Raw genomic sequence first — 22,390 nt, forward strand, 5'->3', positions numbered from 1 at the left:
CAGGTTCACATCTCCTCTTTCATGGAAGACAGGACGATCATCGTATTCGTCTTGCTTACACCATCTATTTGCTTCAATGTTTCAGAGATGAATCGTTCCAGATCGGCCGTCCCTTTTACAGCAACCTTCAATACATAATCGTAAGCTCCCGCAATATGATGGCATTCCAGCACAGAGTCTGCCTGCAAGACCGTTTCACGGAAGCCAGCGATATGCTCCGTTTTTTCGATTTCCACCATCACAAATGCAATCAGGTGAAGCCCTAGCTGTTCCCGATCCAGCTTCACCGTGAATTGCTTGATGAGTCCTGTATCCTCCAGCTTGCGTATTCTCTCGGAGACCGCAGGCACGGACAAATGAACCTGCTTACTGATGTCTGAGCTGGTGATTCGGGCATTTTCCCGCAATAAGCGGAGGATTTGTTCATCAATCCGATCCATTTGATCTCCCTCCTTGTTTTCCATTCATTATAACAACTTCTTTCAAAGAGAAAGGTATTCGGTGTAAGAACCTTATACTTTTAACTATTTATCCGTATTTCTTCATTTTTTTCTGTACGACATGTAATCTCAGAGCGTATTCCTAACAGATTTAGGTCATCCTTCGATTTCAGGTACGAAAAAAGCTTATTCCTCCTCCTGATCGAAGTGGGAATAAGCCTTTTTAGGAGCCTTACTGCTCTTCTTTATTCAAGTTCGCAATCTTTGCCCCTTGCTCCAGAAGAGCTTCATATCCATACTTGCTCTTGATTCTCTCTATTTCTTTTTCCACGCTAGCACTATCCTGTATGCAAGTTCTGTCCTCCGACAGTGTATACGTAATCCATTTATGTTCATAGCTCATTACCGTAATAAAGAAAAATGCTGAGTTACATTACCAACACAATATATATTGTGTTCGACGTATGATAAACTTTGTCCCGAGCAAAGGATAAGAACTTGGGCATGCCATGGCTGTTACATAAAGAATTGCAAGCGTCCATAAAACTTCATAAAAAAAAGAACATCCAAATCAAAAAAACTGCCCAGACCCGTTTCGAATCTGGACAGTTTCTCTTACCATCTTTACTTATTTCCACGCGTTTTCCCAGCGGATGAGGATTGGCTAAACGGTCTTCCACCCTTGGCAGAGCGAGCGGCTCCACCTTTTCCCGCTTTCTTGGCATCGGCTGGCTTCCCAGATTTACCTGCTTTACGCGCTGCAATCGCTTCTGCCTTCTTGCGATTTTTCTCATATTGCGTCTGCAATTCACCCAGCTCACGCGCCATTTTCCTTTTGTAGCCTGGTTTTACCTTCGTCTTTTTCTTCAAGGCTTCACGTACAGGAGTGAACTCTTTGTCTTTTTCCTTCTGTTGCTCTTTCGCCTGTTGTGCACGCAGCTCAATGAAATGAGCTTCCCGTTCTTCCGCACGTTGACGGCGACCCGCATCCAGATGGCGACCTTCCTGCAAAATTCTTTCCTCGATCGATGCCTTCGTAGCTTTGGCAAAACGCCCCATCAAGTTCTTCTGACGAGGAGAAATGAGGGAGATGGCTTTACCTTTTTGTCCCGCACGACCCGTACGTCCAACGCGGTGAATGTAGCTATCCACGTCATTCGGCAAATCGTAGTTGATGACATGTGTTACGCCTTCTACGTCGAGTCCACGAGCCGCGATATCTGTCGCGATCAAGTATTGGAAACGAATCTCACGGAATTGCTTCATCAGTTGTTCCCGCTTGTTTTGGGACAAATCACCGTACAGTGCTTTCGCAGCGAGGCCATTTTCCTGCAATCGAGCTGTAAGCTGCTGTACACGTACTTGCGTATTGGCAAACACGATGGTCAAGAACGGCTGCTCTTGCTCCAGCACATCCACGAGAGCGTCCGTCTTATCGCTTTGGTTCACTACATAGTAAAATTGTTCAATGCGCTCAACAGTCTTCTGCTTACCCTCAATCTTGATATGCGGTGGCTGCTTCATGAAGCGGTGCGCCAGTCTTTTCACCAAATCAGGCATCGTAGCAGAGAACAACAGCACCTGACGCTGGGAAGGCGTGTGCACGATCACTTGCTCCACATCTTCCAAGAAGCCCATTTCCATCATTTTATCTGCTTCATCCAGCACCAATGTGGAGATGCGTCCGAAATGGAGCGATCCGCGCTTCATATGATCCAGCACGCGGCCTGGTGTTCCGACTACAACATGTACGGTTTCTTTCAGCTTGCTAAGTTGCTTGTCGATATCCGTTCCACCATGCAGAGACAGCACGTTTACATTCAGGTGCTTACCCAGCTTTTCTACTTCTTTGGCAATCTGAATGGAAAGCTCACGTGTCGGGGTGAGAATGAGCGCTTGAATGTCGCGTTTTCCCTCTTCCAAAGCGTTGAGGATCGGCAGCATGAATGCAGCTGTTTTTCCCGTACCTGTCTGAGCTTGTCCGATTAGATCTTTGCCTTCCATAATGAGAGGAATAGCTTCCTCTTGAATTTGTGTCGGTTCTTTATAATACAGGTCTTGAATCCCTTGCATCAGCTCCGGACGAAAACCAAAAGACGCAAACGATTTTGCCATAACTTCCACTTCCTTTCACAAGCGAACCAATTCGCCACACCATGACTGCATGGACAGTGGATGCGATAAAACCGGCTCTCATCAATCAAATTCATCCTAGGCAGGTTGTTGCCCTTGCGAAATCCTATCCTACCTATACTAAAGGAGTACTCTCGAAAAAACAACTAAACCGTTCAACTCCCGGGTATTTTTCTCCGAGGCTCGTGATTTCATAACCTCTCCATCATCACAAAAAACACCCTCTCCATCGCAATGATACATGCATGGAGAGGGTTTCGCCTATCTCATCTATCGAGCAGTTGTTGAACCGTTTCCTTATCGAGCTTCTTGATGACAGCTGTCAGCAACTGGGCAGCCTGCTCGAAATCGCTTTTTGCCATAATCGCATTATGGCTGTGAATATACCGTGTCGCAAAGCCGACGACAATCGACGGGCAGCCAATGCCGCTTGTATGGAATTTCGCTGCGTCTGTTCCGCCTCCTGCGAGGGCATCCACCTGGATATGGATGCCGAGCTCCTCTGCTGTGTCGAATACGAGATCGCGCAATCCGGTATGTGGAATCATCGTGGCATCAAATAACATAACGAGCGGACCGTCCCCCACGTTGCAGGTCATCGGATACGATTCATTTCCAGGCGTGTCATATGCGAGTCCAACATCGACAGCAAAAGCAATATCCGGTTCAACCAGCGACGCTACTGTGCCAGCACCGCGCGTCCCAACTTCTTCTTGAACGGTTGCACCGGCGTATAGCACATTTGGATGCTCTTCCGACTGCAAACGTTTCAGCACCTCGATTGCCAGCGCACACCCCGCTCGATTATCGAGCGCCTTTGCGACCCACAGCTCTCCGTTGCGCATCGTCGTAAAATCACTGTCAGGAACAATCCAATCACCAGGGCGAACACCCATTTCCTTCGCATCTGCTTCATCTTTTGCCCCGATGTCAATGTACAAATCCTTGAGCTTCATGACTTTTTCCCGCTCTTCTTTTTCCAGAGCGTGTGGTGCCTTCGAGCCAATGAGCCCGAGATACTCACCTTTGCGTGTCTTGACCTTCACGCGTTGTGAGAGAATATTGTGCGTCCACCATCCGCCGAGCTGAATAAAACGCAAGTACCCTTTTGGCGTGATATGTGTCACCATGAAGCCCACTTCATCCAAATGTCCCGCGAGCAAAATTTTCGGACCGTTTTCTACCCCCGTCTTCTTCCCGAGTACCCCACCCAGTCGATCCTTTACCAACTCGTCGCTGAGAGGCTGTAAGTACTCCTCCATCTTCACCCTGACTTCGCGCTCGTGCCCAGGTACTCCGTCCGTTTCCGTCAAATCCTTGATCAATTTCGTGAGATCGTCCATCCTTTATCTCCTTTTCGATACTGACGTATTCCCTTTACGATTTCGAGAAACCGCTTACAAAATCCTTTTATTTCCAAGTTGCTGACACCCTATTTGTTATTGTTTCCCCAACCAGTGTCCCGAATGCGCTCGAGTACTTCTTCATGCTGTCGCATTTGATTGGGTGGCCTTCGTAGCAGCTTCTCGTTCTTGCCCACCCCTTTTCGTAATCCGATGAAATAGCACGAGACAAATCAATCCCATCCCTGCAAAAATTCCGGTGATCGCAACGTTAGGAACCCACGCACTGACAAGAATAAACAAACCTGCACTACTGACCCCTACAATGCTAAATAGGGAATGTACAGCCATATACGTGCTCCGCGCATGATCCGGCACCATATTGGCGAGTAGCGCTTGTTTTACCGGAATGTGCATCACTTCACCCAGTGTAGCGAAGAACATGGCAATGAGTAAGACAGCGGGAGAGTTGCTGAAGCTAATCCAGGCATACCCGCAAAAGTACAGGACCAGGCCTGACAGGAGCACGGCCCTATCTCTCAAGCCCTTCACCACGTAGGAGATTAAAACGGTCAAGCAAACAACCAGCAACGTGTTTTCTGTTTTTAAAAGGCCTAACAAGTTCATCCCATCCACCTGAATAGCAAGAAACGAAAATAACTGCTCAGGCTCCGGGATATCTTGCACTAAACGAAGGCCTATGACATTGGTCAATTGCTCCTCTACAGCTATAATGAGCAGATTCGCTATGGTAAACAGCAGAAAAATCCGATGCTTGAGCACTTCTTTATAAGCTCCCATGACATCTGCCATAAAACTCGAATCTTTTTGTCTTTGTTTGCCAGACGCTGAGCGTGCACCTTTTTCTGGCACATACGTTTCCTTGATAAACAGGATCGTAATAGCGAGCGAAATCGCGATGCTTACAGCCACACCGAGAAATAAGGCAAAGTAATGCTTGTCGAACAAAAAAGCCCCCACCAATCCTCCTATCGCTACCGCCAGATTATTCAACCAATAGGAAGCCGTAAAAATCGCTCGCCTGTTCTCAGGCTGACTCACATCAATAATGAGTGCTTGGTATGCAGGACCTGACGCCCCCAAACAAAAGTTATTGAACAGAAACAAAATAAATGTGATCCAGGGCGAGTTGACAAAGGCTACACCAAGAAAACTGAGGAAGATGACCGCCTCACACACAACGATAACTTTTTTTCGCCCGATCCTGTCTGCCACATATCCCCCTGCAAAAGAGCCTGCGACACTCGCTGCCATCACGCCTAAAAACATGAAGCCCGTTACAACCGTCCCCAATTGCTTGGAGAAAAAAACAATCAAGTACGGGGTCACAGTCATGCTCGCCATCGTCGTCAAAAATTGTAACATCAGCCTGATCTGAATGTTGCTGTCGAACTTCCAAAAACTCATCGTGACCACTCCTCTTTACGTAACGATTGATTAATCAATCATTTATATTCTAAAAAAAAAAAAACCGATGGAGAATGCTAGCGATTCTTCGGTCCAAAAAGCTGCATGGCAAACGGAACGAATTTTTCCCACATGTTGCTTTGTGGCTCATCGGTCAAATTCACACGCAGACCAATTAACAGACTCATGTACGCTGTCGCCACGTATTTAGGGTCTTGGACATGCAAGAGTCCTTTCTCTTGTCCATTGATCAAGAGCTCGGCAATTTTCGTACGAAATGTGTTGTGAAACGCATCTAACTCAGCAAATGAATGGGCAAAACGATTGTAGTAGCCAACTACTTGGACGACCAGACGCAAGTACGAATCGAACGCGGCGAAAAGCTTGATGTGATTGGTCACCATTCTCTCTAATTCCAGTAATGGCTCAGATGCTTGGGGATCAAAGTCAAGCAGTTTGACCGAATGCTCTTGTAATGGCTCCGTGACGGCAGCATGAAAGAGCTGATCCTTGTTTTCAAAGTACGTGAAAACACTGCCAAAGCTCACTCCAGATGCCTTCGCGACTTTTGCAATGGTGGTATCATCATAGCCGCGCTCGGCAAACAAGAGAACGGCCTGCTGAAGAATCGTTTCCCGCTTTTGCTTCATTTTTAGCACTTGTTCTTCTGAAAGTGGCATGCTGTACAGGCTCCTTGCTGATGAATGATTAATCGATCAATCGTTACTTGCATTATAGTACTGACTTCCAGCATTTGCAAAGAGTTTTGTCTCTCCTGATTCAGCAAAAAATAAAAACGGCTGGCACTTGTGTCCAGCCGCTTGCTATTCCTACTTCGCTAATTCATAGATCGCTTGCGCGTAAATCGCTGTCGCTTTGATCAGATCATCCACGAAAATATATTCATCTCGCTGGTGGGCACTGTCAGGACGACCTGGGAAAAGCGGTCCGAATGCTACCCCAACATCCAGCGAACGGCCGTAGGTAGCGCCGCCAATTGCAATGATGCCTGCTTCCTCGCCTGTTTGTTCCGTATACACGCGTTGCAGTGTCGTCACCAAAGGGTGATTCGGGTTGACGCGGTGCGGTGTCAGATGCTCAGCCACTTCGAGCGTAAATGCCCCTTCACTGAATTGTTCAGCAAGAACGGCCGACCATTTTTCGAAGGCAACAGAATGTGGGTAACGGATATTCAGACGGAAAAGCGCATCCTGCTTTTCGTCATACTCGATCACACCTGTGTTCAGTGTGAGCGCACCCATTTCTTCATCATCATGCGCGATGCCAATCGCTTCACCGTAATGCTGCTTGTGCAAATAACGATCAGCCAAACTTACAAATACTGCTCCGCGTTCATCCAAGGACAAGGTGCGCAAAAAGTGAATGAGCTCAGTACCCGCGTTGACACCTTTGCTCGGGTCCATTCCGTGAACCGAAACGCCCTCCATGTGCAGCACTACGAGACCGTCCTGCTCCTCCACTTTTCCTTTCAAGCCAGTCGCTTCCAAGTGCTGGCGATAACTTTGTGCAATCGCCTCACTATTCAAGCCGATTGGCGCAAGCGTTGCTACAGCCTTGTCTGGAACCATGTTCATCCGCAAGCCAGCCTGTAAGGAAACGAGCTTTGCCGCCACATTAACCGCAGCAGGTATTCCGAGGCTTTGGAAGGATGCAAGCGTCTGCCGCAATGACAGATCAGTCAACCCTTTTTCCGCATAGATCAGCGGGAAGTCTGCATCTGGTGTAAAGCCCATCGTCGGCATTTCTTCCGTTTCAAAATACGTGTTCACACACTGCCAGCTCGATTCTTCATCCGTACCGAAAATAAAGCGCACGCGCTTCGACAGCGGCAATCCCAACTCCATCACGATCTTCGCTGCGAAAATGGCCGCCATCGTCGGTCCCTTGTCGTCAATCGCACCACGGGCCACCATGCGTCCATCCACGATCTCGGCTGCATACGGAGGCGTACTCCAGCCCTCGCCTTCCGGTACGACATCGACATGGCTCAGAATGCCGATCAATTCCTCACCTTGTCCGAATTCAGCGTGCCCTGCATACCCGCGGACGTCTTTGGTTGTCATGCCTGCTTTTTCACACACGCCTAGAGCAAAGTCAAGCGCTTGCCGAATCCCTTCTCCAAAAGGGGCACCTTCCCGTGCTGACTCGGGGTCTAATACACTTTTAATCTGCAAAAATTGTTGTGTCGTCGCAATCAGTTCGTCCTTGCGTTTCTTTGTTTCTTCCAGCCAATTAACGCTTGTCATTCTCTTCTCCAGTCCTCTCATTCATGCTTCCTTCGTCCATTGCCGCATCGACGTCGAGATCCAGCTCCACCAACGATAACAATGACTCCATTGGCACTTCTTTTTTCGTAAATTCTGCTTGGGCGTCTTTAATTTCGTCCCGGATGTTGTTCATTTCGCTATCAAGCTTGTAAGACGCCTTGGCAGCCTCGAACAATCTTTGCCGTATATCGGATGGGATAATTCCCTCGTATTTATAATTCAGCGAGTGCTCAATCGTCGCCCAAAAATTCATTCCCAATGTGCGAATCTGAATTTCTACCGGAATGGTCACTTGCCCACCCGCCATCATGATCGGATACTCCACGGCAAGGTGATAGCCGCGATATCCGCTTTCTTTTGGGGTAGAGACATAATCCTTCTCCAAATACACACGCATGTCTCCGCGGTTGCGGATCATCTCAACGACTGCAGGTATATCATCAATAAACTGGCAAATGACGCGGATGCCTGCGATATCGCGAATTTCCCAGCAGATATTCTCATCAATCGGAAACTGCAAGCGGTTTGCCTTGTTGTAAATACTCGGGATCGATTTGACCCTGCCCACCGCAAACTCAATCGGTGAATGCTCCTTGCGTTTGCGCAGCTCGTTACGGATATTTTTAATTTTGACTTTGATTTCTTCTACAGCTTGTTCGAACGGTAGCAGATATAGTTCCCAATCTAGTTTGTGCACGCTTACGTCCCTCCGGCTTGAAACTCTCCATCGTCCTTATCATTCAACATTTTGTGTGAGATATCCTTCCAAAATACAAAAAGAGACGGGAGAAAAGGCAGTTGTCACTGGCTTTTGCTCCGTCCCTCTTTTCTTAATTTTCGCGCGAAACAAAGGTTGCAAGTGAGCTTCTCAGCTCTTCTGCTAGAATGGCCAGCTGATTCGCAGCATCTGCGATAAGCTCCATCGCTGCACTCTGCTCCTCTACCGCAGCCGAGATGCTTTGGACACCGGCAGCCGCTTGCATCGATGCGGACGATACTTCACCAGCGACAACGGCTACCTGCTGGGCATCTGGCGCCATACGCTTGAATGCTTCACTGACACCATTAATTTCTTGCGACACCCCGAGGATGTTTTCCTCGATGTGTTGGAACATCTCCTGCGATTGGTGTGCTGTTTTTATGCCGCGGGCGGTCGTTTGGGCACCCTCGACCATCCTGGCGACTGCTTCCTTCGTATCCTTTTGTACGTCTCCAATCATGCCTACGATCTGCTGGGCAGCGCTGTTGGTATCTTCTGCCAGCTTGCGCACTTCCCCAGCGACGACGGCAAATCCCTTGCCATGCTCTCCTGCTCTGGCTGCTTCGATCGCAGCATTCAAAGCTAGCAGATTGGTCTGTCGGGCAATTTCTGTAATGACGGAGATAATTCTCGAAATGTCCTTCGATCGCCCTTCCAATACATGAATGACATCCGTTGCAGCTTCTACCGAACGATTGATTTCGTCCATGCTGTCCATCACATCTGCGATCGCGCGTCTGCCAGCGTGTGCATGCTGCTTCATTTCTTCCGCAGATACAGTCACCCGTTCTACATTTTCCGTTACGACCGCCACATCTTTCGTCAAATCAACAGCTAGATTCAAGGTTTGTCCCATTTTTTCTACCTGACTGTCAGCAGATGCAGCCACTTGATCGACGACGAGGACAATTTGCTGACTGGAAGCGGCAATCTCACTGGTGTTTCCCTGGATATTTCGCACCGCACCGGAAACGGAAGCGGCTGCCTGCTGAATCTGAAACAAAATTTTGCGTAGTTGCTTCTGCATCGTAACGAGAGACTCTGCAAGCTCCCCCAATTCATCTTTTCGTTTTAATAGCTTGTCAGGAATCTCACGCGAAAAATCCCCATGTCCGATCCGCTCTGCCACGGAAAGCATGCCGCGAAACGAGCGACGAAGCCAATTTGCTGTAAATAACGAGATGATGACGATTAGCAAGAGGACGACACCATTAAAGGCAATCATGGCATCCCGAATGCGGGTTGGGCCCTCCAGTATTTCGGTCATATTCATCTCTGCCAAAATCGCCCACGTCTTCTTCCCCACTTTGACCTGATCATAGGACACGAGCACTTGCTGTCCTAAGTAATCCATGCTTTCGACCGTTCCTTCGGATTGTTGGGTGAGCAAGACCTGATCAACGATGGGCGTATCTACTTTTTGCTGTAATAACGTATTTGGCTCACTGCCCAGTTGTGAGCGCATGAGCTTGTCCGGACCACCCACCAAGTAAATCTTCCCGGTTTCCCCAAGTCCCTCTCGTTGATTGAATATTCTAGAAATATAATCCATGGATACTTCGACTACTATTTGCCCGATGATGTAACCTCGCTCGTAGATCGGCGCTGCCATGTATACCCCTGGCGCTCCTCCAGATGGCTCGTAAATGCCTAGATCTGACATTTCTGCGCTTTGGGTTTTCTTGACTTGCTGCACAGTCTGGCCAAGTACAGAGTCAGCGTGTGGGCCTGTCAGGAGATTGGTACCAAAATCGGCCTGCGGCTTTGTCTCGTACACGATGTCCCCTTGTGCATTCAACAGAAAAGCATTTACGAAGCCGTAGCGAGCGACCTCCATTTTCAATTCGTTGGTATACCTCGCTTGCACTTCTTCGTAGGTAGGCGATTCTCGTCCTTGCCGCCACACGTCCTCAAACGAAGAAAGGGCAGACATTACTGTTCCCGATGCAGCCAGCGTATCCACGTTCCTGGCTCGCTCACGAAAGTAATTTTCCACCTGTTCCTTGTTGCTGTGACGCAGCGCTTCCAGTGTAGCGGCGCTTCCGTTCAACAATTCCTGCTTGGATTCCTGATAAGCAAACACTCCCGCTGCCGTCAGCGGTACACTTCCTGCCAGTAGTAGTACGAGCAGTATACGAGCGCCTAATTTCATGGAAGAGCCCCCTATTTTTTCCAATCTCATTTTCTGGTATACTTATAGAATATTATTTATATTTCTACTATTCATATGAATATAGTACCAGAAAAGGAAAAAGGAAGGCTAGACCAAAGTATCAGGCTGTTTCGAAAATCATAGCAATTTCGTCGCACATCGGCAGCTTGGAGCAATTAATACAATCCTTCCAAGCTTTTTGCGGCAGTGTTTCCTTGGCAACCACCCAAAACCCGCACTTTTCAAAAAACACTTGTTGATAGGTCAGCGCCAGTACACGCTTAATTCCCAGAAGGCGACATTGCTCAACCAAATGAAGAACCAGATGTTTCCCTACGCCCATCCCCTTCGCTTTTTCCGAGATAGCCAAGGAGCGGATCTCAGCCAGATCCTCCCACAAAATATGTAGGCCTGCGACACCTACGACCGAATCTCCATCATGAGCGACAATAAAGGATTGCAAGTTTTCTAAGAAAGACAGCTTCGTACGTGGTAGCATCAAGCCTTGCTGTGCATATTCATTAACAATCTCCAACATGGCATCCACGTCTTTCATCGTAGCCTGACGTACTGCCAGTGCCTTTGCAACACCCATTTTACTCTCCTCCACCCCATGCATTTCGAGCCTGGCATGATTTAATATTTATTCATTATAGTATATAAATATACATTCGAGCTGCGCAGAAGTCTATCCTTTTTTCACCTAATTTATGCTCAATTGCATGAACTATTCTTTTGTTAGGTAACCGTTGTGTTATAATCAAGCGTACGAGTTCATAAGGAGGTGCTACATACTTGACGACGAGACGGGAACGGAAAAAGCGCGAAACACGCGAAAAAATCTTCAATGCGGCTATCAAGCTTTTCAAAACGCACGGCTTTGAAGCAACCACAATCGACATGATTTCCGAAGAAGCGGATGTTGCACGCGGTACGATCTTTCTGCATTTCACTTCAAAGGAAGCCATTCTCGCTAACTGGGGATATGAGCGTCTGCATGAAATCGAGGAGCGCCGGGAAGAGTGGGATTATGGTAACGAATGCAAATCGAAGGTGCTCCGGATCTACAAGATCATGAATGAAGTCACCATCACCAATTTCGATTTCATCAAAGTCGTCGTAGAATCCTCGATGAAACATCGGAAAGTGCTTGAGAATGAAAAGAACATGTACTTTGAATTGCGTCAACTTTTCGCTGACCTGATTGAAGAAGCGCAAGAAAAGAATCAATTGAAAAGTAAATTCAACCCTCTTGTCGCTGCGAATATGTTGGAAAACATTTACTATAACGCTCTTTATGATTGGGTACGCAGCGAAGGCGCCTGGGCACTCGAAGAAATCATGGAAGAGAAGGTCTCTATCGTATTCGAAGGGCTGGTCGTGGAATAATCCGACTGACCAGCCCTTCGAATGTGACTACTGTATGATTTATTCGAAATATGCCCATTTGTACTGTGCATATCCCAAACCTGAAATGACTACGCCTTTCAACTTGGGGTTCTGCGCATACACCGTAGACTTGAAATAAAACGGAATGACTGGCATTTCGTCCACCAAGATTTTCTCAGCCTCTTGCAAGATCGCTTTTCGTTTGGCAGCATCCTTCTCCTTGGCAGAAGCCGCCAATAGATCGGCATATTGACGATTCTCCCAACGAGTATGGTTGTTGCCTTCCTTCGTTCGGAATATTTCTAGGAAGTTGATCGGATCGTTGAAATCCCCTGTCCACCCCATCCGCGCTACTTGGTACTTCCCATTTTTCACGTTTTCATAGTAGACATTCCATTCCTGATTCTCCAGCTTGACATGCACACCCAAGTTTTTTTGCCACATGTCCTGTACGGCTTGCGCTATTTTGGTCTGTGCTTCCTCTGTATTATAGGACAGTGTAATCGGCGGGAGCTGGTCGACGCTAGCGTACCCTTCTTCCTTCATGCCTTCCGCCAACAGCTGCTTGGCTTTTTCTATGTCGTTGTCTGGAAACAAGCCTTGCTCGTTCTCAGCAAACATCGTAGGCGGCACTACGGCTGTTGCAACCAATTCCCCTCCTTGGGTGATGTTCTCCACGATGTCTTTCCGGTTAATCGCGTATGAAAAGGCTTGGCGAATTTTTTTGTTGTGGAAAGGCTTTTGCTCTGTGTTGAATTCATACCAATACGTCCCGGCTTTTGGCGTGATCACCAGCAATCCTTTTTCCTTCAGAGTAGGCATCGCGTCAAGTGGAAGATTGCCAGTTGGGGCACCTGCCCAATCGAGATCGCCGCCCTCCAGCATCGAGAGCTCTGTATTTGCGTCATTGATCATATTCATTTCGATTTTGGTCAGCTTGACAGCGTCTGCGTCCCAGTAATGCTCATTTTTCGTAAGCGTCAGCTTGGTTTTATGCTCCCACGTATCGAGTTTGAACGGTCCATTCGAGGTGTAGGCTGGTCCTGCTTCCTTCGCCCAGTCCGGTTTGTCTTTCACCACTTTGGTATTCAGCGGGAAGTAGCTGTAAAAAGCCGTGAGCTCCAGAAAAAACGGCGTCGGATTTTCCAGTTGGACGACCAGTGTCTTGTCATCTATTGCCTTGACCCCGATCTCTTCGGGCTTCGCTTTGCCAGCAAAGGCCGCCTCTGCATTTTTCACATAAAACAGCTGATAGGCATACTCGGAACCGTTTTTGGAATCAAGTGCCCATTTCCAGGCGTTCTCAAAATCATGCGCGGTTACGGGATCGCCGTTCGACCACTTCGCATTGTCGCGAATCGTGAAGGTGTACGTCAACAAATCGTCTGATGCCTTGATTTCCTGCGCCATGGCGGGCTGTGGAACGCCCTCGTCGTCAATGCGAGTCAGCCCCTCAAACGTCTGAAAAATAACATTGGATGACCAAACATCCGAAATGAGTCCGGGATGAAGAGAAAGCGGTTCTGTAAAGTTATTCAGTCTGAGTATTTGTTCGGGTTGCACAGATGCATTAGCCGGCGTAGCTTCTGTCGTTGGTTGTGTGGCAGGCTTTGCTGCTTCCTGTGGTTGTCCGCATGCAGCTAGAGCTAAAGCCAAGCCTGCTGCGAAAACAGCTTTTCCTGTTTTTTTCCACCATCGGTTTACGGAACGTCGCATGGTTTATTCCCCTTCGCTCGGGAGCCTTCGCTGTTCTTCTCTCTGCTGCCATTCTTTCAGCTCGCTTTTGATTTGATAGAGCTCTGCACGTGTTTCGAGCTTGAACGCTTTTAACTCGCTTCTGATTACAGCCAACTCATGAAAGAGTCGCTCCCACACTTCTTGATCTTTGTCCATGTTCGCCTCCTTTTTCGGTCGTATACACGGCAGGCAGTTCAATTGTCACCTGCGTTCCGTGTCCTCGTTCACTCTGAAAGTGGATCGTCCCTTGCATCGCCTCGATGATCCGGCAAGTTACCATTAATCCGAGACCTGTCCCTTTTTCCTTTGTCGAATAAAAAGGAAGCCCAATCTGTTCAATCTGCTCCGGCGTCATCCCCTCTCCCTCATCCTTGATGGAAATCACATGATAGTTCCCGGCTGCTTGTACGGTGACGTGCAGTACGCCACCTTGTCCCATCGATTCGATACCGTTTTTCATCAGATTCATCAATGCTTGCTTGAGTTTAACGGCGTTGCTCTCAACGAATAGGCCCGGTTCGGTCTCACAGGCGATTTCCACTCGGTTCATGACGCTGTAAGAGGACATGATGGCCGTCACTTCTTTCACGGTATGCGAAATCTCCAGTCGCTCCAGCGTCTCAGAATGAGGCTTGGCCAGATTTAAATAGTCGGAAATAATAAATTCAGCCCGATCGAGTTCATTTAAGACCAATCGGATGTATTCAATGTTTTTCGGATTCGACTCCTCACGCAGCAATTGGACAAAGCCTCGTACCACTGTGAGTGGATTGCGCACTTCATGGGCGACACTGGCTGCCAGCTCGCTGATCAGGTTCAGCTTTTCTGAACGTTCGACTTGCTTGCGGATAATATGAGATTCTCGAATAAACTCGATGAAATAAACGGCTCCACCTAGTATGATCAAAGCGAGGTAGCCGATTTCCACTAGCGGCTCCAGATAATCGTTAATGATGGACAACGGGAACCCTCTCCAGATCAAAACAACCATCCCTCCACCGATGATGGATAGCTGCTTCAAGCATCCGATTAAGAAAACGACCGCTAGTTTTTTTCGCAAAGAGTAGCCATACCAACGATTAACCAACAAAAACGGTATGATCGCGTAGACCATCGTTCCAAGAATCGTTATGAGAACGCCATCGCCACCCAGAACGATCCTTACGACAAACATCACCAAAATCGTCAAAATGCCCGGGATATACCCAGCGTATAAAATGGTAATAATGATTGGTATCGAGCGTAAATCGTACGCCATACCATTACTGAGTTGTACTGGAAAGCTCATGGCAAAAATGACGCTGATCGAGCTACAAACGATAACCACTGATGACTTGACGCTCATCTTGTTCGAGGTTGATCGCCCCAGCCAAACATTTCTATACAGCAAAACAGGGACGATAACGAACAATAACTGCAGCAAAATGTCTTTGATGATTAACATATATCGGTTCCCCTGGCTCTTAGAATATTTCGATTTTTCTTACAGAATAACATCTCTAGGTGTCTTTCTGGAAGGCACATTTTCAACATCTGGCAGAAAGGATGTTTTTGTTGCGGTGACCAGCACATTTCCCTATGATGAAGAAGAGCTTGTTTGAAGACCTTGGAGGTAATGACATACAAATGCGAAATGGTATAAAGCGTGAAGATATCGAGCTGTTGGCACCTGCTGGTAACTGGGACTGTTTGAAGGCAGCCGTGGCCAACGGAGCCAATGCCATCTTTTTTGGGGTAGAAAAGTTCAACGCGCGTGCGCGTGCTGAGAACTTCCAAATGGCGGAGCTGCCTGAGATTATGGCTTATTTGCACATGTACGGGGTAAAGGGCTTCCTTACCTTTAATATTCTCGTTTTTGAAAATGAACTAGAAGATGCACGCGAGTTGATAGACGCCTGTATTCACGCTGGAGTAGATGCTGTGATCGTACAAGACCTCGGTCTTGTAAAGATGATCCGCGAGATTTCTCCAGACTTCCCGATTCACGGCTCTACGCAAATGACGATTACTTCGCCGGAAGCGGTGGAGTTCACGAAGCCGTTTGATATGGAACGCGTCGTACTTGGTCGTGAAAATTCATTAAAAGAGATCAAAAAAATCGGGGAAAAAGCAAAGCTGCCGATGGAAGTATTCGTCCACGGCGCCTTGTGCGTTTCTTATTCCGGACAATGTCTGACCTCGGAAATGTGGGGTGGACGCTCGGCAAACCGCGGAGAGTGTGCCCAAGCCTGTCGCTTGCCGTATGACCTGATGGTAGACGGTGTGCAAAAGGATATGGGAAATATTGCTTACGTGCTGTCCCCGAAGGACTTGGCTGCCATCGATTTGGTTCCTGAATTGATCGAAGCTGGCGTGACTTCCTTTAAAATTGAAGGTCGTCTAAAAACACCTGAATACGTTGCAAACGTCGTGAGTAAATACAACGCCGCCATCGAGCGTTATTTTGCCGGACAAGATACAGGACCATCCGAGGTAGAAGTACGCGAGCTGCAACAAAGCTTCTCTCGCGGGTTTACACACGGATTTTTGACCGGGACAAACAACAAGCAGCTCGTAGATGGATCGTTCCCGAAAAGCCGCGGTGTGTTTTTGGGAACCGTGAAAAAACTGCTTCCTACCGGCGTACTGGTGGACATCACTGCTCCTGTCAAACGCGGAGACGGAATCGTATTCGACGCGGGTGACCCCACGCAAAAAGAAGAAGGCGGTCGCATCTACGATATTTTGAGCCGCAGTAAAAAAGTAGAAGGCGAAGTTTCCAAAGGCATGTACGAAATCGTCATGGGACGCAATGACGTGAATCTGAAACGTCTTCACGTCGGGGACCGCGTATGGAAGACGAGCGATCCTGAGCTGGATCGTCGCCTGCGCAAAACGTTCGAGACGGAAAAGCCTTATCGCACCTTCCCGCTGTCCGTTCACGTAAGCGGCAAGCTGGGTGAAAAGCTCAGCGTCACTTGGGTGGATAAACAGGAGAATCACGCGGTCAGTGTTCCTTCCGACGTGCTGCTGGAGACTGCTTTGAAGCGTCCTCTGACGAAAGAATTGCTGCACGATCAACTCAGCCGTCTAGGCGGAACTATTTTCCACCTGGAAGCTCACGATCTGACTGTCGATCTCGAAGGGGATCTCATCGTACCTGTCAGTGAGTTGAACCGGATGCGCCGTGACGCAGTCGAGCAGCTCGTGTTCCTGCGTTCCAAGCCGCCGATTTACCACCATCACGATATCAATGTATACGCGGACGTACCCACGAGCACACCAGTGGAAAAACCACTCCTGACAGCTCTGTGCCGCTCGCTTGAGCAATTGGAAGCAGCTGCGCAAACAGATGTGGACTTCCTCTACGCTGACTTTGAATTCGTCAAGCAATATCCAGAGGGTGTAAAGCTGGCCCATAAGTACGGGAAAAAGATCGGGATTGCTACGATGCGCATTCATATGCCGGATGAAAACGGTGTCCTTGCCCTGATCGCGAAAAGCAAGCCAGACGCTATTTTGGTGCGCAACACGGGAGCACTCTATTACTACTTGTCTCGCCGCGAAGAAATCGACATTCCGCTCATTGGCGATTTCTCCTTGAATGTCGCGAACCACAAGGCAGTTGAGCTGTTCCTCGCAACAGGTCTTGACCGCGTTACGCCATCGTACGATCTGAACATCCAGCAGATGGTCGATCTGCTCAGCCGCTCGAACGCTGCGAATATGGAGCTGGTTATCCACCAGCACATGCCGATGTTCCACACTGAGCACTGCGTATACTGCACATTCATGAGTGAAGGTACTGACCATACAAACTGCGGAACTCCATGTGAGACCTCCCGTATTTCTTTGAAAGACCGCGTCGGTTTCTCTCACCCTATACGTGTGGATACCGGTTGCCGCAATACCGTTTATAACGCGATTGACCAGTCCGGTGCTGAGTACTTGAGCGAGTTCCGCTCCCTGAATGTCGGCAGCTACCGCATCGAGTTTTTGGAAGAAGAGCCAGAGCGCGTGAAAGAAGTAATCAGTCTGTATCGCAAGGCATTGCGCGGAGAAGTTAGCGGTACACACGTATGGCGTACCCTGAAGGCAACCAACCAGTTGGGCGTCACACGTGGGCAACTGACGAAATAAATACCAGCTTTGATGAGAGGAGAGAGAAAGTATGGCTGACCTGAATCAACCTACTGTAGAAAACCTGGCCGTTATTATCGAGGGCATCAAAGCAAAGCTGAACATGGCGAATACGGCGGTGATGCGCCCGGAGGATTTCGATCTCGTTCATTACGAGGATTTGCTGTACCTGTACAACATGGTGCAGAAAAAAGCGGCGTTTGGTATCAATGAAATGACCGCCATCGTTGAAGAGCTAGGTGCGATGAGAAAGCAATCCTAGTTCTTGCCCTGATCAAGTAAAGAAGCGTCGCTCCAGTATGTGGAGGGACGCTTTTTTGTGTGGTTTTATTTTTGCAAGGAAATGGTAAACGTATGGAACTTGATGTTCTTTCCATGCTTTTGTATCGTCTCGATTGCTGATTGGATCAGTGTTTCTTTCCCTTTGCCATCCATTTCGACACCGCCACCGTTCGTAGGAAATGACATATATGGCGTGATCGTTAATTCTTTTACATCCGCTGTCACCGGGTCGAAACGTCTTGTACCCGTGAGATATTCTTTGCCGTCGGACTTTTTGCCTTGGCTGCCACCTGAGTACGCTCCCAGCTCGTTCCCTTTTTCATCAACGACCTTGAATTCCAAATAGCTCGATAAATACCCAATTTCCTCGGTTACTGCCTGGAAGCTCACAACCAGCCCTGCTGGACCCAGTGTGACATCCGAAACGGTCAGGTCAATGCCTCCAGCTTGTTGCTGGTGATTAATCGGAATGCGTTTCGTATCTGTACGTTCACTGATTGGTAGGGAGAAGCTCCACTTCTTGCCGTCCTCCCCCTGGAAGCTCAACCCTAGCTTGAACTCCTGAGGCAAGTCATTCATTGCGTCGATATCGACAATTCCGGTCGCAAGCGTCGGTGTGATTTGTGTTTGCTTGCTGCTTCCTGCGTATCCAAACGCTTCCCCGTTCACTGTCAAATCTGGTGAGGAGCCTAAATAATGCTCTCCGACTGCCTCCTTCGTTTCCAATGTGTACCCAATCGTAAAGCGTGTCCCATCATAGTAGACTTCATTGACGGTAATCGCATTGCCACCTACGTTCTGTGACTCGCCGATGACAGTCGTTAAGCCTTTTTCACTCGCATGCTTCAATCCGCTGTCACCGTAAGTCGCGAATATCGATCCGATCAAAGGCACCTTGGAGACTAGGTTTGCCATCGCGGGTGAGACAGCCGCTGAGCTAAACAAGATACCTAGAGCAACGACTGCAGCCCCTGTACTATACACCAGCTTCGTTTTGTTTAGGCGTTTTCTTTGTGGTGCTGCTTCTCGAACCATTTTGGTGATAATGTCGTCCAGCTTCTCTGTAGGGACCGGAATGCGATCTACTTGCTCTTTATAGGCATGAATTTTTTCTCTCATGGAAATACTCCCCTTTCAGCTTCTTCCTTAATAGAGTAAGACCTCTGTGTATGTTCGTTTTCACGGTGCCTTCCGGGCAATCTAGCATGGCTGCGATTTGCTTTACAGAATAGTCCTTATAAAATCGCAGCAAGAGAACCGTTACATACTTTTCTTCGAGCTCTCCCATTGCTTCCAGAAGGTCGATTCGTTCTTCCAGCCTTACCCCTTCTGTATCTCGTATATTTTCGATCATGTCTGTACTCAGCGAAATTACCTTTCGCTTTTTAGCCAAATAGGCAATCGCCGTGTTGATCAAAATTCGCGTCAGCCATGTCGTAAAATATTGATCATCCTTTACGGTTGAAATGGAGATCAAAGCTTTATAGACCGTTTCCTGAAAAACCTCCAGTGCATCCTCTTCATTGCGCGTGTACACGAAAGCCATCTTATACAGATTGGCTTTTTCCTGGTGCATGAGCATTTGGAATGCCTCTGAATCACCGTTCTTGGCGCGTGCAACGAGACCAAGCGTTTTGTTCAATCTGTTCCCCCTCCTTTTCTCCCCAGTTAGAGAAATCAGGACTGTAAAACGTTTCACATTTTTTACCGAAATGAAAAAAGCCTGCTCTCATAGTCTACCGGAGACTACGGAAACAGACTCTATCCGTTACACTTTTTTCAACACGATGACTGCGTTATGACCGCCAAAGCCAAAGGAATTGGACATGCCGATGGTGAGACTAGCTCTGCGGGCTGTATTTGGCACATAGTCCAGATCGCAGGCCGGGTCTTGCTCCTCCTGATTGATCGTCGGGGGAATGATTCCTTCCTGCAAGCTCTTAATCAGGGCGATCGCCTCCGCACCCCCGGCTGCACCAAACATATGACCAGTCATCGATTTGTTGGCGGTGATCGGTACACGGTAAGCATCCTCGCCAAACAGCTTTTTGATCGCCAATGTCTCGGAGCGATCTCCGATTTCTGTGCTGGTTGCATGCGCACTGATGACATCCACATCTGTCGCTTGCACCCCTGCTTCCTGGAGGGCCCATTTCATCGCGCGATAGGGACCGATTCCTTCTGGATGTGTCGCCACCATATGATAGGCATCAGAGCTTGCCCCGTAGCCAATCACCTCGGCATACATGCGGGCGTTTCTTTTTTTGGCGTGTGATTCTGATTCCAAAATCACAATTCCGGCACCCTCTGCCATGACAAACCCATCCCGCTTGGAATCAAATGGCCGACTCGCTCCTGCTGGATCATCATTTCTCGTGGACAATGCCGTCGCGTTGCTAAAGCTGGCGAGAGATATGTCCGTCACGGCTGCCTCAGAACCACCAGCGATGACGATATCCGCCCCGCCCGATCGAATGAGTCGGAAAGCCTCGCCGATGGACGTATTCCCAATCGAGCAAGCAGTAACAGGGGACATCGTCGGTCCGTACAGACCGTACTTGATGCTGATCATCGCTGCTGCCATGTTGGAGATGAGCATGGGAACTAGCGTCGGGCTAATCCGCTCTGGACCTCGCTCACGCAGGACATCATGCTGCTCAAGGAGCGTCTCTACCCCACCAATGCCAGAACCTACATATACCCCGATTCTCTCGCGGTCCAACTCGTCCAGCCGAAGCTCTGCATCCTCTAACGCTTCTTCTACCGCAGCAAGGGCAAACTGGCAAAAGCGATCCATTCGTCGCGCCTCTTTGCGCCCAAACCGCTCTACCGGATCAAAATCTCGCACCAAACCGGCGATTTTCGTTTTATTACGAGCTGTATCAAACGTGTCAATATGCGAGATTCCAGACTTCCCTTGGACGAGACTGTTCCAAAACTGCTTTACTGTATTCCCTATCGGGGAAATCACTCCCATACCTGTAACAACGACTTTTTCCATGGTAAGCCTCCTATTTGAGTGCCTTATGGGAATCATCTTGTCACACGGGTTATCCTATTACAAGTTGTTGTTTATCCTAGTATAATAAGTACTAGTCTAACAAACTTAACCAGTTGAGGAAATGGAGAGTGTACCATGAATCAGCAAACGCGTTTGCAAGCACTGTCTACTTTCTTGAAAGCGCAGCGCGCCAAAATCCTGCCACAATCGGTCGGGCTGGCTCCTGGGACGCGCAGAAGAACACCCGGGCTACGTAGAGAAGAGGTTGCTCAGCTTGCGGGGGTCAGCTCCACCTGGTATACATGGCTGGAACAAGGCCGCGACATCAAGGTCTCGCCTTCTGTTCTGGATGCGGTAGCGAGAGCCTTGCAGCTCACCGTCGATGAGCGCAAATATTTGTATGCGCTGGCACTGGAGACAGGCACGGGAGTCGGGCAAGGTTTGCCAAAAGATGAGCCGCCGAAGATCAATCCTGCCCTGAAACGAATCTTAAAAGAGTTGCGCTCGTGTCCAACCATCATTTCAGATCGGCGCAGTCATATTGTCGGCTGGAACGAGGCAGCCGCACATGTCTTTCTCGATTTTGAACAAATCCCTTATGAAGAGCGCAATTTGATCCGCCTGGTGTTTACGCGAAAGGAATTGCGACGGCTGGCCGTTAACTGGGAGCATTTCGTCAGCGGCTTTCTCGCAATTTTTCGCGCGAATTATGGTCAGTATGTGGAGGACGAGTGGTATGAGCAGTTTTTAAGCGAAATGCGGCAGGTTCATCCCGACTTTCACGATCTATGGGAGCAAAGCCGCGTCAGCTCAGCCCCGGAGGTTTTACTGGAATTCCGTCATGCAAAGGCAGGGAAAATGCTCTTTGATCTGACTTCGCTGCAAGTTTCCGGGAGCGCGGATTTGCAGTGCAGCATTTACACGCCTGACCCGAATTCTGCAACGGAGACAAAGCTGCGGCAGCTGATTGATCGGCCGGGTTCTTCTGTCCAACCATAAAAAAATAAGAAAATCTGGTTTGAGTCAACATGGTGGAGGAGAAGAAAAAGCACTGTTCTCTTCGACTCTGACACGCCAGCAGGGGGAATTGACTGGACGTCTCCATTTCAAAAAGGGGACCGTCGAGCCAAAGCCACCCTACGGGCGGATGTTTCTCGAGGAAGAAGTGTTCGACAAGCGTGGTCCCCTTTTTGAAGTTCCGACTGGGTAGGCGTTGTCAAGGTCTGCGAGCCCTGTGCTTTTTCTTCTCACTAGCCTTGTCCGTAGATCGAGGCCTTCTAAAACTTGCACGCAAAAGGAAAACCAGCCCAACGGCAAA

The 22,390-nt window shown here is 48.6% G+C and carries 20 protein-coding genes; 5 read left to right on the top strand and 15 right to left on the bottom strand.

The window, feature by feature from the left end:
• Nucleotides 1-5: 5 nt before the first annotated feature.
• The 9 genes from HP398_RS23465 to HP398_RS23505 form a co-directional block, all read right to left on the bottom strand.
• A complete protein-coding gene (locus HP398_RS23465) occupies nucleotides 6-440 on the bottom strand; it encodes an Lrp/AsnC family transcriptional regulator (protein ID WP_173623784.1) in 435 nt (144 codons plus the stop codon).
• Nucleotides 441-1,064: 624 nt separating this feature from the next.
• Nucleotides 1,065-2,555, bottom strand: a complete 1,491-nt coding sequence (locus HP398_RS23470) for a DEAD/DEAH box helicase (protein ID WP_017250652.1) — start codon at nucleotides 2,553-2,555, stop codon at nucleotides 1,065-1,067.
• A 284-nt stretch (nucleotides 2,556-2,839) separates the two neighbouring features.
• Complete coding sequence (locus HP398_RS23475; RefSeq protein WP_017250653.1) at nucleotides 2,840-3,916, bottom strand: M42 family metallopeptidase; 1,077 nt, start codon at nucleotides 3,914-3,916, stop codon at nucleotides 2,840-2,842.
• Nucleotides 3,917-4,057: 141 nt separating this feature from the next.
• Nucleotides 4,058-5,344, bottom strand: coding sequence for an MDR family MFS transporter (locus tag HP398_RS23480; RefSeq protein WP_173623785.1), 1,287 nt, complete (start codon nucleotides 5,342-5,344; stop codon nucleotides 4,058-4,060).
• Between the two features lie 77 nt (nucleotides 5,345-5,421).
• On the bottom strand, nucleotides 5,422-6,024 hold the full coding sequence (locus HP398_RS23485; RefSeq protein WP_017250654.1) for a TetR/AcrR family transcriptional regulator: 603 nt from the start codon (nucleotides 6,022-6,024) through the stop codon (nucleotides 5,422-5,424).
• A gap of 150 nt (nucleotides 6,025-6,174) precedes the next feature.
• A complete protein-coding gene (gene pepV / locus HP398_RS23490) occupies nucleotides 6,175-7,611 on the bottom strand; it encodes a dipeptidase PepV (RefSeq protein ID WP_173623786.1) in 1,437 nt (478 codons plus the stop codon).
• Nucleotides 7,598-8,329: a GTP pyrophosphokinase gene (locus tag HP398_RS23495; RefSeq protein WP_017250656.1), complete on the bottom strand. Its 732-nt coding sequence runs from the start codon at nucleotides 8,327-8,329 to the stop codon at nucleotides 7,598-7,600. Before HP398_RS23495 ends, pepV begins: the two co-directional genes overlap by 14 nt.
• A gap of 133 nt (nucleotides 8,330-8,462) precedes the next feature.
• On the bottom strand, nucleotides 8,463-10,544 hold the full coding sequence (locus HP398_RS23500; RefSeq protein WP_173623787.1) for a methyl-accepting chemotaxis protein: 2,082 nt from the start codon (nucleotides 10,542-10,544) through the stop codon (nucleotides 8,463-8,465).
• A 121-nt stretch (nucleotides 10,545-10,665) separates the two neighbouring features.
• The gene (locus HP398_RS23505; protein WP_007722846.1) at nucleotides 10,666-11,139 is read right to left on the bottom strand and encodes an N-acetyltransferase; all 474 of its coding nucleotides are present in this window, start codon (nucleotides 11,137-11,139) and stop codon (nucleotides 10,666-10,668) included.
• A 200-nt stretch (nucleotides 11,140-11,339) separates the two neighbouring features.
• On the opposite strand from HP398_RS23505, the gene HP398_RS23510 reads away from it, so the two are divergent.
• The gene (locus tag HP398_RS23510) at nucleotides 11,340-11,933 is read left to right on the top strand and encodes a TetR/AcrR family transcriptional regulator (protein ID WP_017250658.1); all 594 of its coding nucleotides are present in this window, start codon (nucleotides 11,340-11,342) and stop codon (nucleotides 11,931-11,933) included.
• A 39-nt stretch (nucleotides 11,934-11,972) separates the two neighbouring features.
• Here the strand turns inward: HP398_RS23510 and HP398_RS23515 are convergent, their stop codons facing one another.
• The 3 genes from HP398_RS23515 to HP398_RS23525 are packed head-to-tail and all read right to left on the bottom strand — an operon-like array spanning nucleotide 11,973 to nucleotide 15,114.
• A complete protein-coding gene (locus HP398_RS23515) occupies nucleotides 11,973-13,649 on the bottom strand; it encodes a peptide ABC transporter substrate-binding protein (RefSeq protein WP_173623788.1) in 1,677 nt (558 codons plus the stop codon).
• 3 nt (nucleotides 13,650-13,652) lie between these two features.
• On the bottom strand, nucleotides 13,653-13,826 hold the full coding sequence (locus HP398_RS23520; RefSeq protein WP_017250660.1) for a hypothetical protein: 174 nt from the start codon (nucleotides 13,824-13,826) through the stop codon (nucleotides 13,653-13,655).
• The gene (locus tag HP398_RS23525; RefSeq protein ID WP_173623789.1) at nucleotides 13,786-15,114 is read right to left on the bottom strand and encodes an ATP-binding protein; all 1,329 of its coding nucleotides are present in this window, start codon (nucleotides 15,112-15,114) and stop codon (nucleotides 13,786-13,788) included. The genes HP398_RS23520 and HP398_RS23525 overlap by 41 nt, the downstream gene beginning before the upstream one ends.
• A 182-nt stretch (nucleotides 15,115-15,296) precedes the next feature.
• Between HP398_RS23525 and HP398_RS23530 the strand changes: the two genes are divergently transcribed.
• Together HP398_RS23530 and HP398_RS23535 are read left to right on the top strand one after the other, a co-directional pair.
• The gene (locus tag HP398_RS23530; protein WP_017250662.1) at nucleotides 15,297-17,789 is read left to right on the top strand and encodes a U32 family peptidase; all 2,493 of its coding nucleotides are present in this window, start codon (nucleotides 15,297-15,299) and stop codon (nucleotides 17,787-17,789) included.
• A 31-nt stretch (nucleotides 17,790-17,820) separates the two neighbouring features.
• Entirely contained in the window at nucleotides 17,821-18,051 is a 231-nt protein-coding gene (locus tag HP398_RS23535; RefSeq protein WP_007722824.1) for a DUF1128 domain-containing protein, read from the top strand.
• 65 nt (nucleotides 18,052-18,116) lie between these two features.
• Here HP398_RS23535 and HP398_RS23540 read toward each other — a convergent pair whose 3' ends face one another.
• The 3 genes from HP398_RS23540 to fabF form a co-directional block, all read right to left on the bottom strand.
• On the bottom strand, nucleotides 18,117-19,190 hold the full coding sequence (locus HP398_RS23540) for a DUF4179 domain-containing protein (RefSeq protein WP_173623790.1): 1,074 nt from the start codon (nucleotides 19,188-19,190) through the stop codon (nucleotides 18,117-18,119).
• On the bottom strand, nucleotides 19,165-19,713 hold the full coding sequence (locus tag HP398_RS23545) for a sigma-70 family RNA polymerase sigma factor (protein ID WP_173623791.1): 549 nt from the start codon (nucleotides 19,711-19,713) through the stop codon (nucleotides 19,165-19,167). The genes HP398_RS23540 and HP398_RS23545 overlap by 26 nt, the downstream gene beginning before the upstream one ends.
• A gap of 126 nt (nucleotides 19,714-19,839) precedes the next feature.
• Nucleotides 19,840-21,072 carry a beta-ketoacyl-ACP synthase II gene (fabF, locus tag HP398_RS23550; protein ID WP_173623792.1) on the bottom strand — a complete coding sequence of 411 codons (1,233 nt, stop codon included), beginning with the start codon at nucleotides 21,070-21,072 and terminating at the stop codon, nucleotides 19,840-19,842.
• A gap of 135 nt (nucleotides 21,073-21,207) precedes the next feature.
• Here fabF and HP398_RS23555 point away from each other — a divergent pair, with 135 nt between their 5' ends.
• Together HP398_RS23555 and HP398_RS23560 are read left to right on the top strand one after the other, a co-directional pair.
• A complete protein-coding gene (locus HP398_RS23555) occupies nucleotides 21,208-22,071 on the top strand; it encodes a helix-turn-helix transcriptional regulator (RefSeq protein ID WP_173623793.1) in 864 nt (287 codons plus the stop codon).
• A 19-nt stretch (nucleotides 22,072-22,090) separates the two neighbouring features.
• A complete protein-coding gene (locus HP398_RS23560) occupies nucleotides 22,091-22,282 on the top strand; it encodes a hypothetical protein (RefSeq protein WP_173623794.1) in 192 nt (63 codons plus the stop codon).
• The last annotated feature ends 108 nt before the right edge of the window (nucleotides 22,283-22,390 follow it).

The organism is Brevibacillus sp. HB1.4B (assembly GCF_013284285.1).
In the GTDB taxonomy this organism is placed as follows: Bacteria; Bacillota; Bacilli; order Brevibacillales; family Brevibacillaceae; genus Brevibacillus; species Brevibacillus porteri.

What these genes read in the sequence shown, in the direction of transcription:
- HP398_RS23465 (WP_173623784.1), bottom strand. Translation starts at nt 440, where the DNA reads ATGGATCGGATTGATGAACAAATCCTCCGCTTATTGCGGGAAAATGCC.
- HP398_RS23470 (WP_017250652.1), bottom strand. Translation starts at nt 2,555, where the DNA reads ATGGCAAAATCGTTTGCGTCTTTTGGTTTTCGTCCGGAGCTGATGCAA.
- HP398_RS23475 (WP_017250653.1), bottom strand. Translation starts at nt 3,916, where the DNA reads ATGGACGATCTCACGAAATTGATCAAGGATTTGACGGAAACGGACGGA.
- HP398_RS23480 (WP_173623785.1), bottom strand. Translation starts at nt 5,344, where the DNA reads ATGAGTTTTTGGAAGTTCGACAGCAACATTCAGATCAGGCTGATGTTA.
- HP398_RS23485 (WP_017250654.1), bottom strand. Translation starts at nt 6,024, where the DNA reads ATGCCACTTTCAGAAGAACAAGTGCTAAAAATGAAGCAAAAGCGGGAA.
- pepV (WP_173623786.1), bottom strand. Translation starts at nt 7,611, where the DNA reads ATGACAAGCGTTAATTGGCTGGAAGAAACAAAGAAACGCAAGGACGAA.
- HP398_RS23500 (WP_173623787.1), bottom strand. Translation starts at nt 10,544, where the DNA reads ATGAAATTAGGCGCTCGTATACTGCTCGTACTACTACTGGCAGGAAGT.
- HP398_RS23505 (WP_007722846.1), bottom strand. Translation starts at nt 11,139, where the DNA reads ATGGGTGTTGCAAAGGCACTGGCAGTACGTCAGGCTACGATGAAAGAC.
- HP398_RS23515 (WP_173623788.1), bottom strand. Translation starts at nt 13,649, where the DNA reads ATGCGACGTTCCGTAAACCGATGGTGGAAAAAAACAGGAAAAGCTGTT.
- HP398_RS23520 (WP_017250660.1), bottom strand. Translation starts at nt 13,826, where the DNA reads ATGGACAAAGATCAAGAAGTGTGGGAGCGACTCTTTCATGAGTTGGCT.
- HP398_RS23525 (WP_173623789.1), bottom strand. Translation starts at nt 15,114, where the DNA reads ATGTTAATCATCAAAGACATTTTGCTGCAGTTATTGTTCGTTATCGTC.
- HP398_RS23530 (WP_017250662.1), top strand. Translation starts at nt 15,297, where the DNA reads ATGCGAAATGGTATAAAGCGTGAAGATATCGAGCTGTTGGCACCTGCT.
- HP398_RS23535 (WP_007722824.1), top strand. Translation starts at nt 17,821, where the DNA reads ATGGCTGACCTGAATCAACCTACTGTAGAAAACCTGGCCGTTATTATC.
- HP398_RS23540 (WP_173623790.1), bottom strand. Translation starts at nt 19,190, where the DNA reads ATGAGAGAAAAAATTCATGCCTATAAAGAGCAAGTAGATCGCATTCCG.
- fabF (WP_173623792.1), bottom strand. Translation starts at nt 21,072, where the DNA reads ATGGAAAAAGTCGTTGTTACAGGTATGGGAGTGATTTCCCCGATAGGG.
- HP398_RS23555 (WP_173623793.1), top strand. Translation starts at nt 21,208, where the DNA reads ATGAATCAGCAAACGCGTTTGCAAGCACTGTCTACTTTCTTGAAAGCG.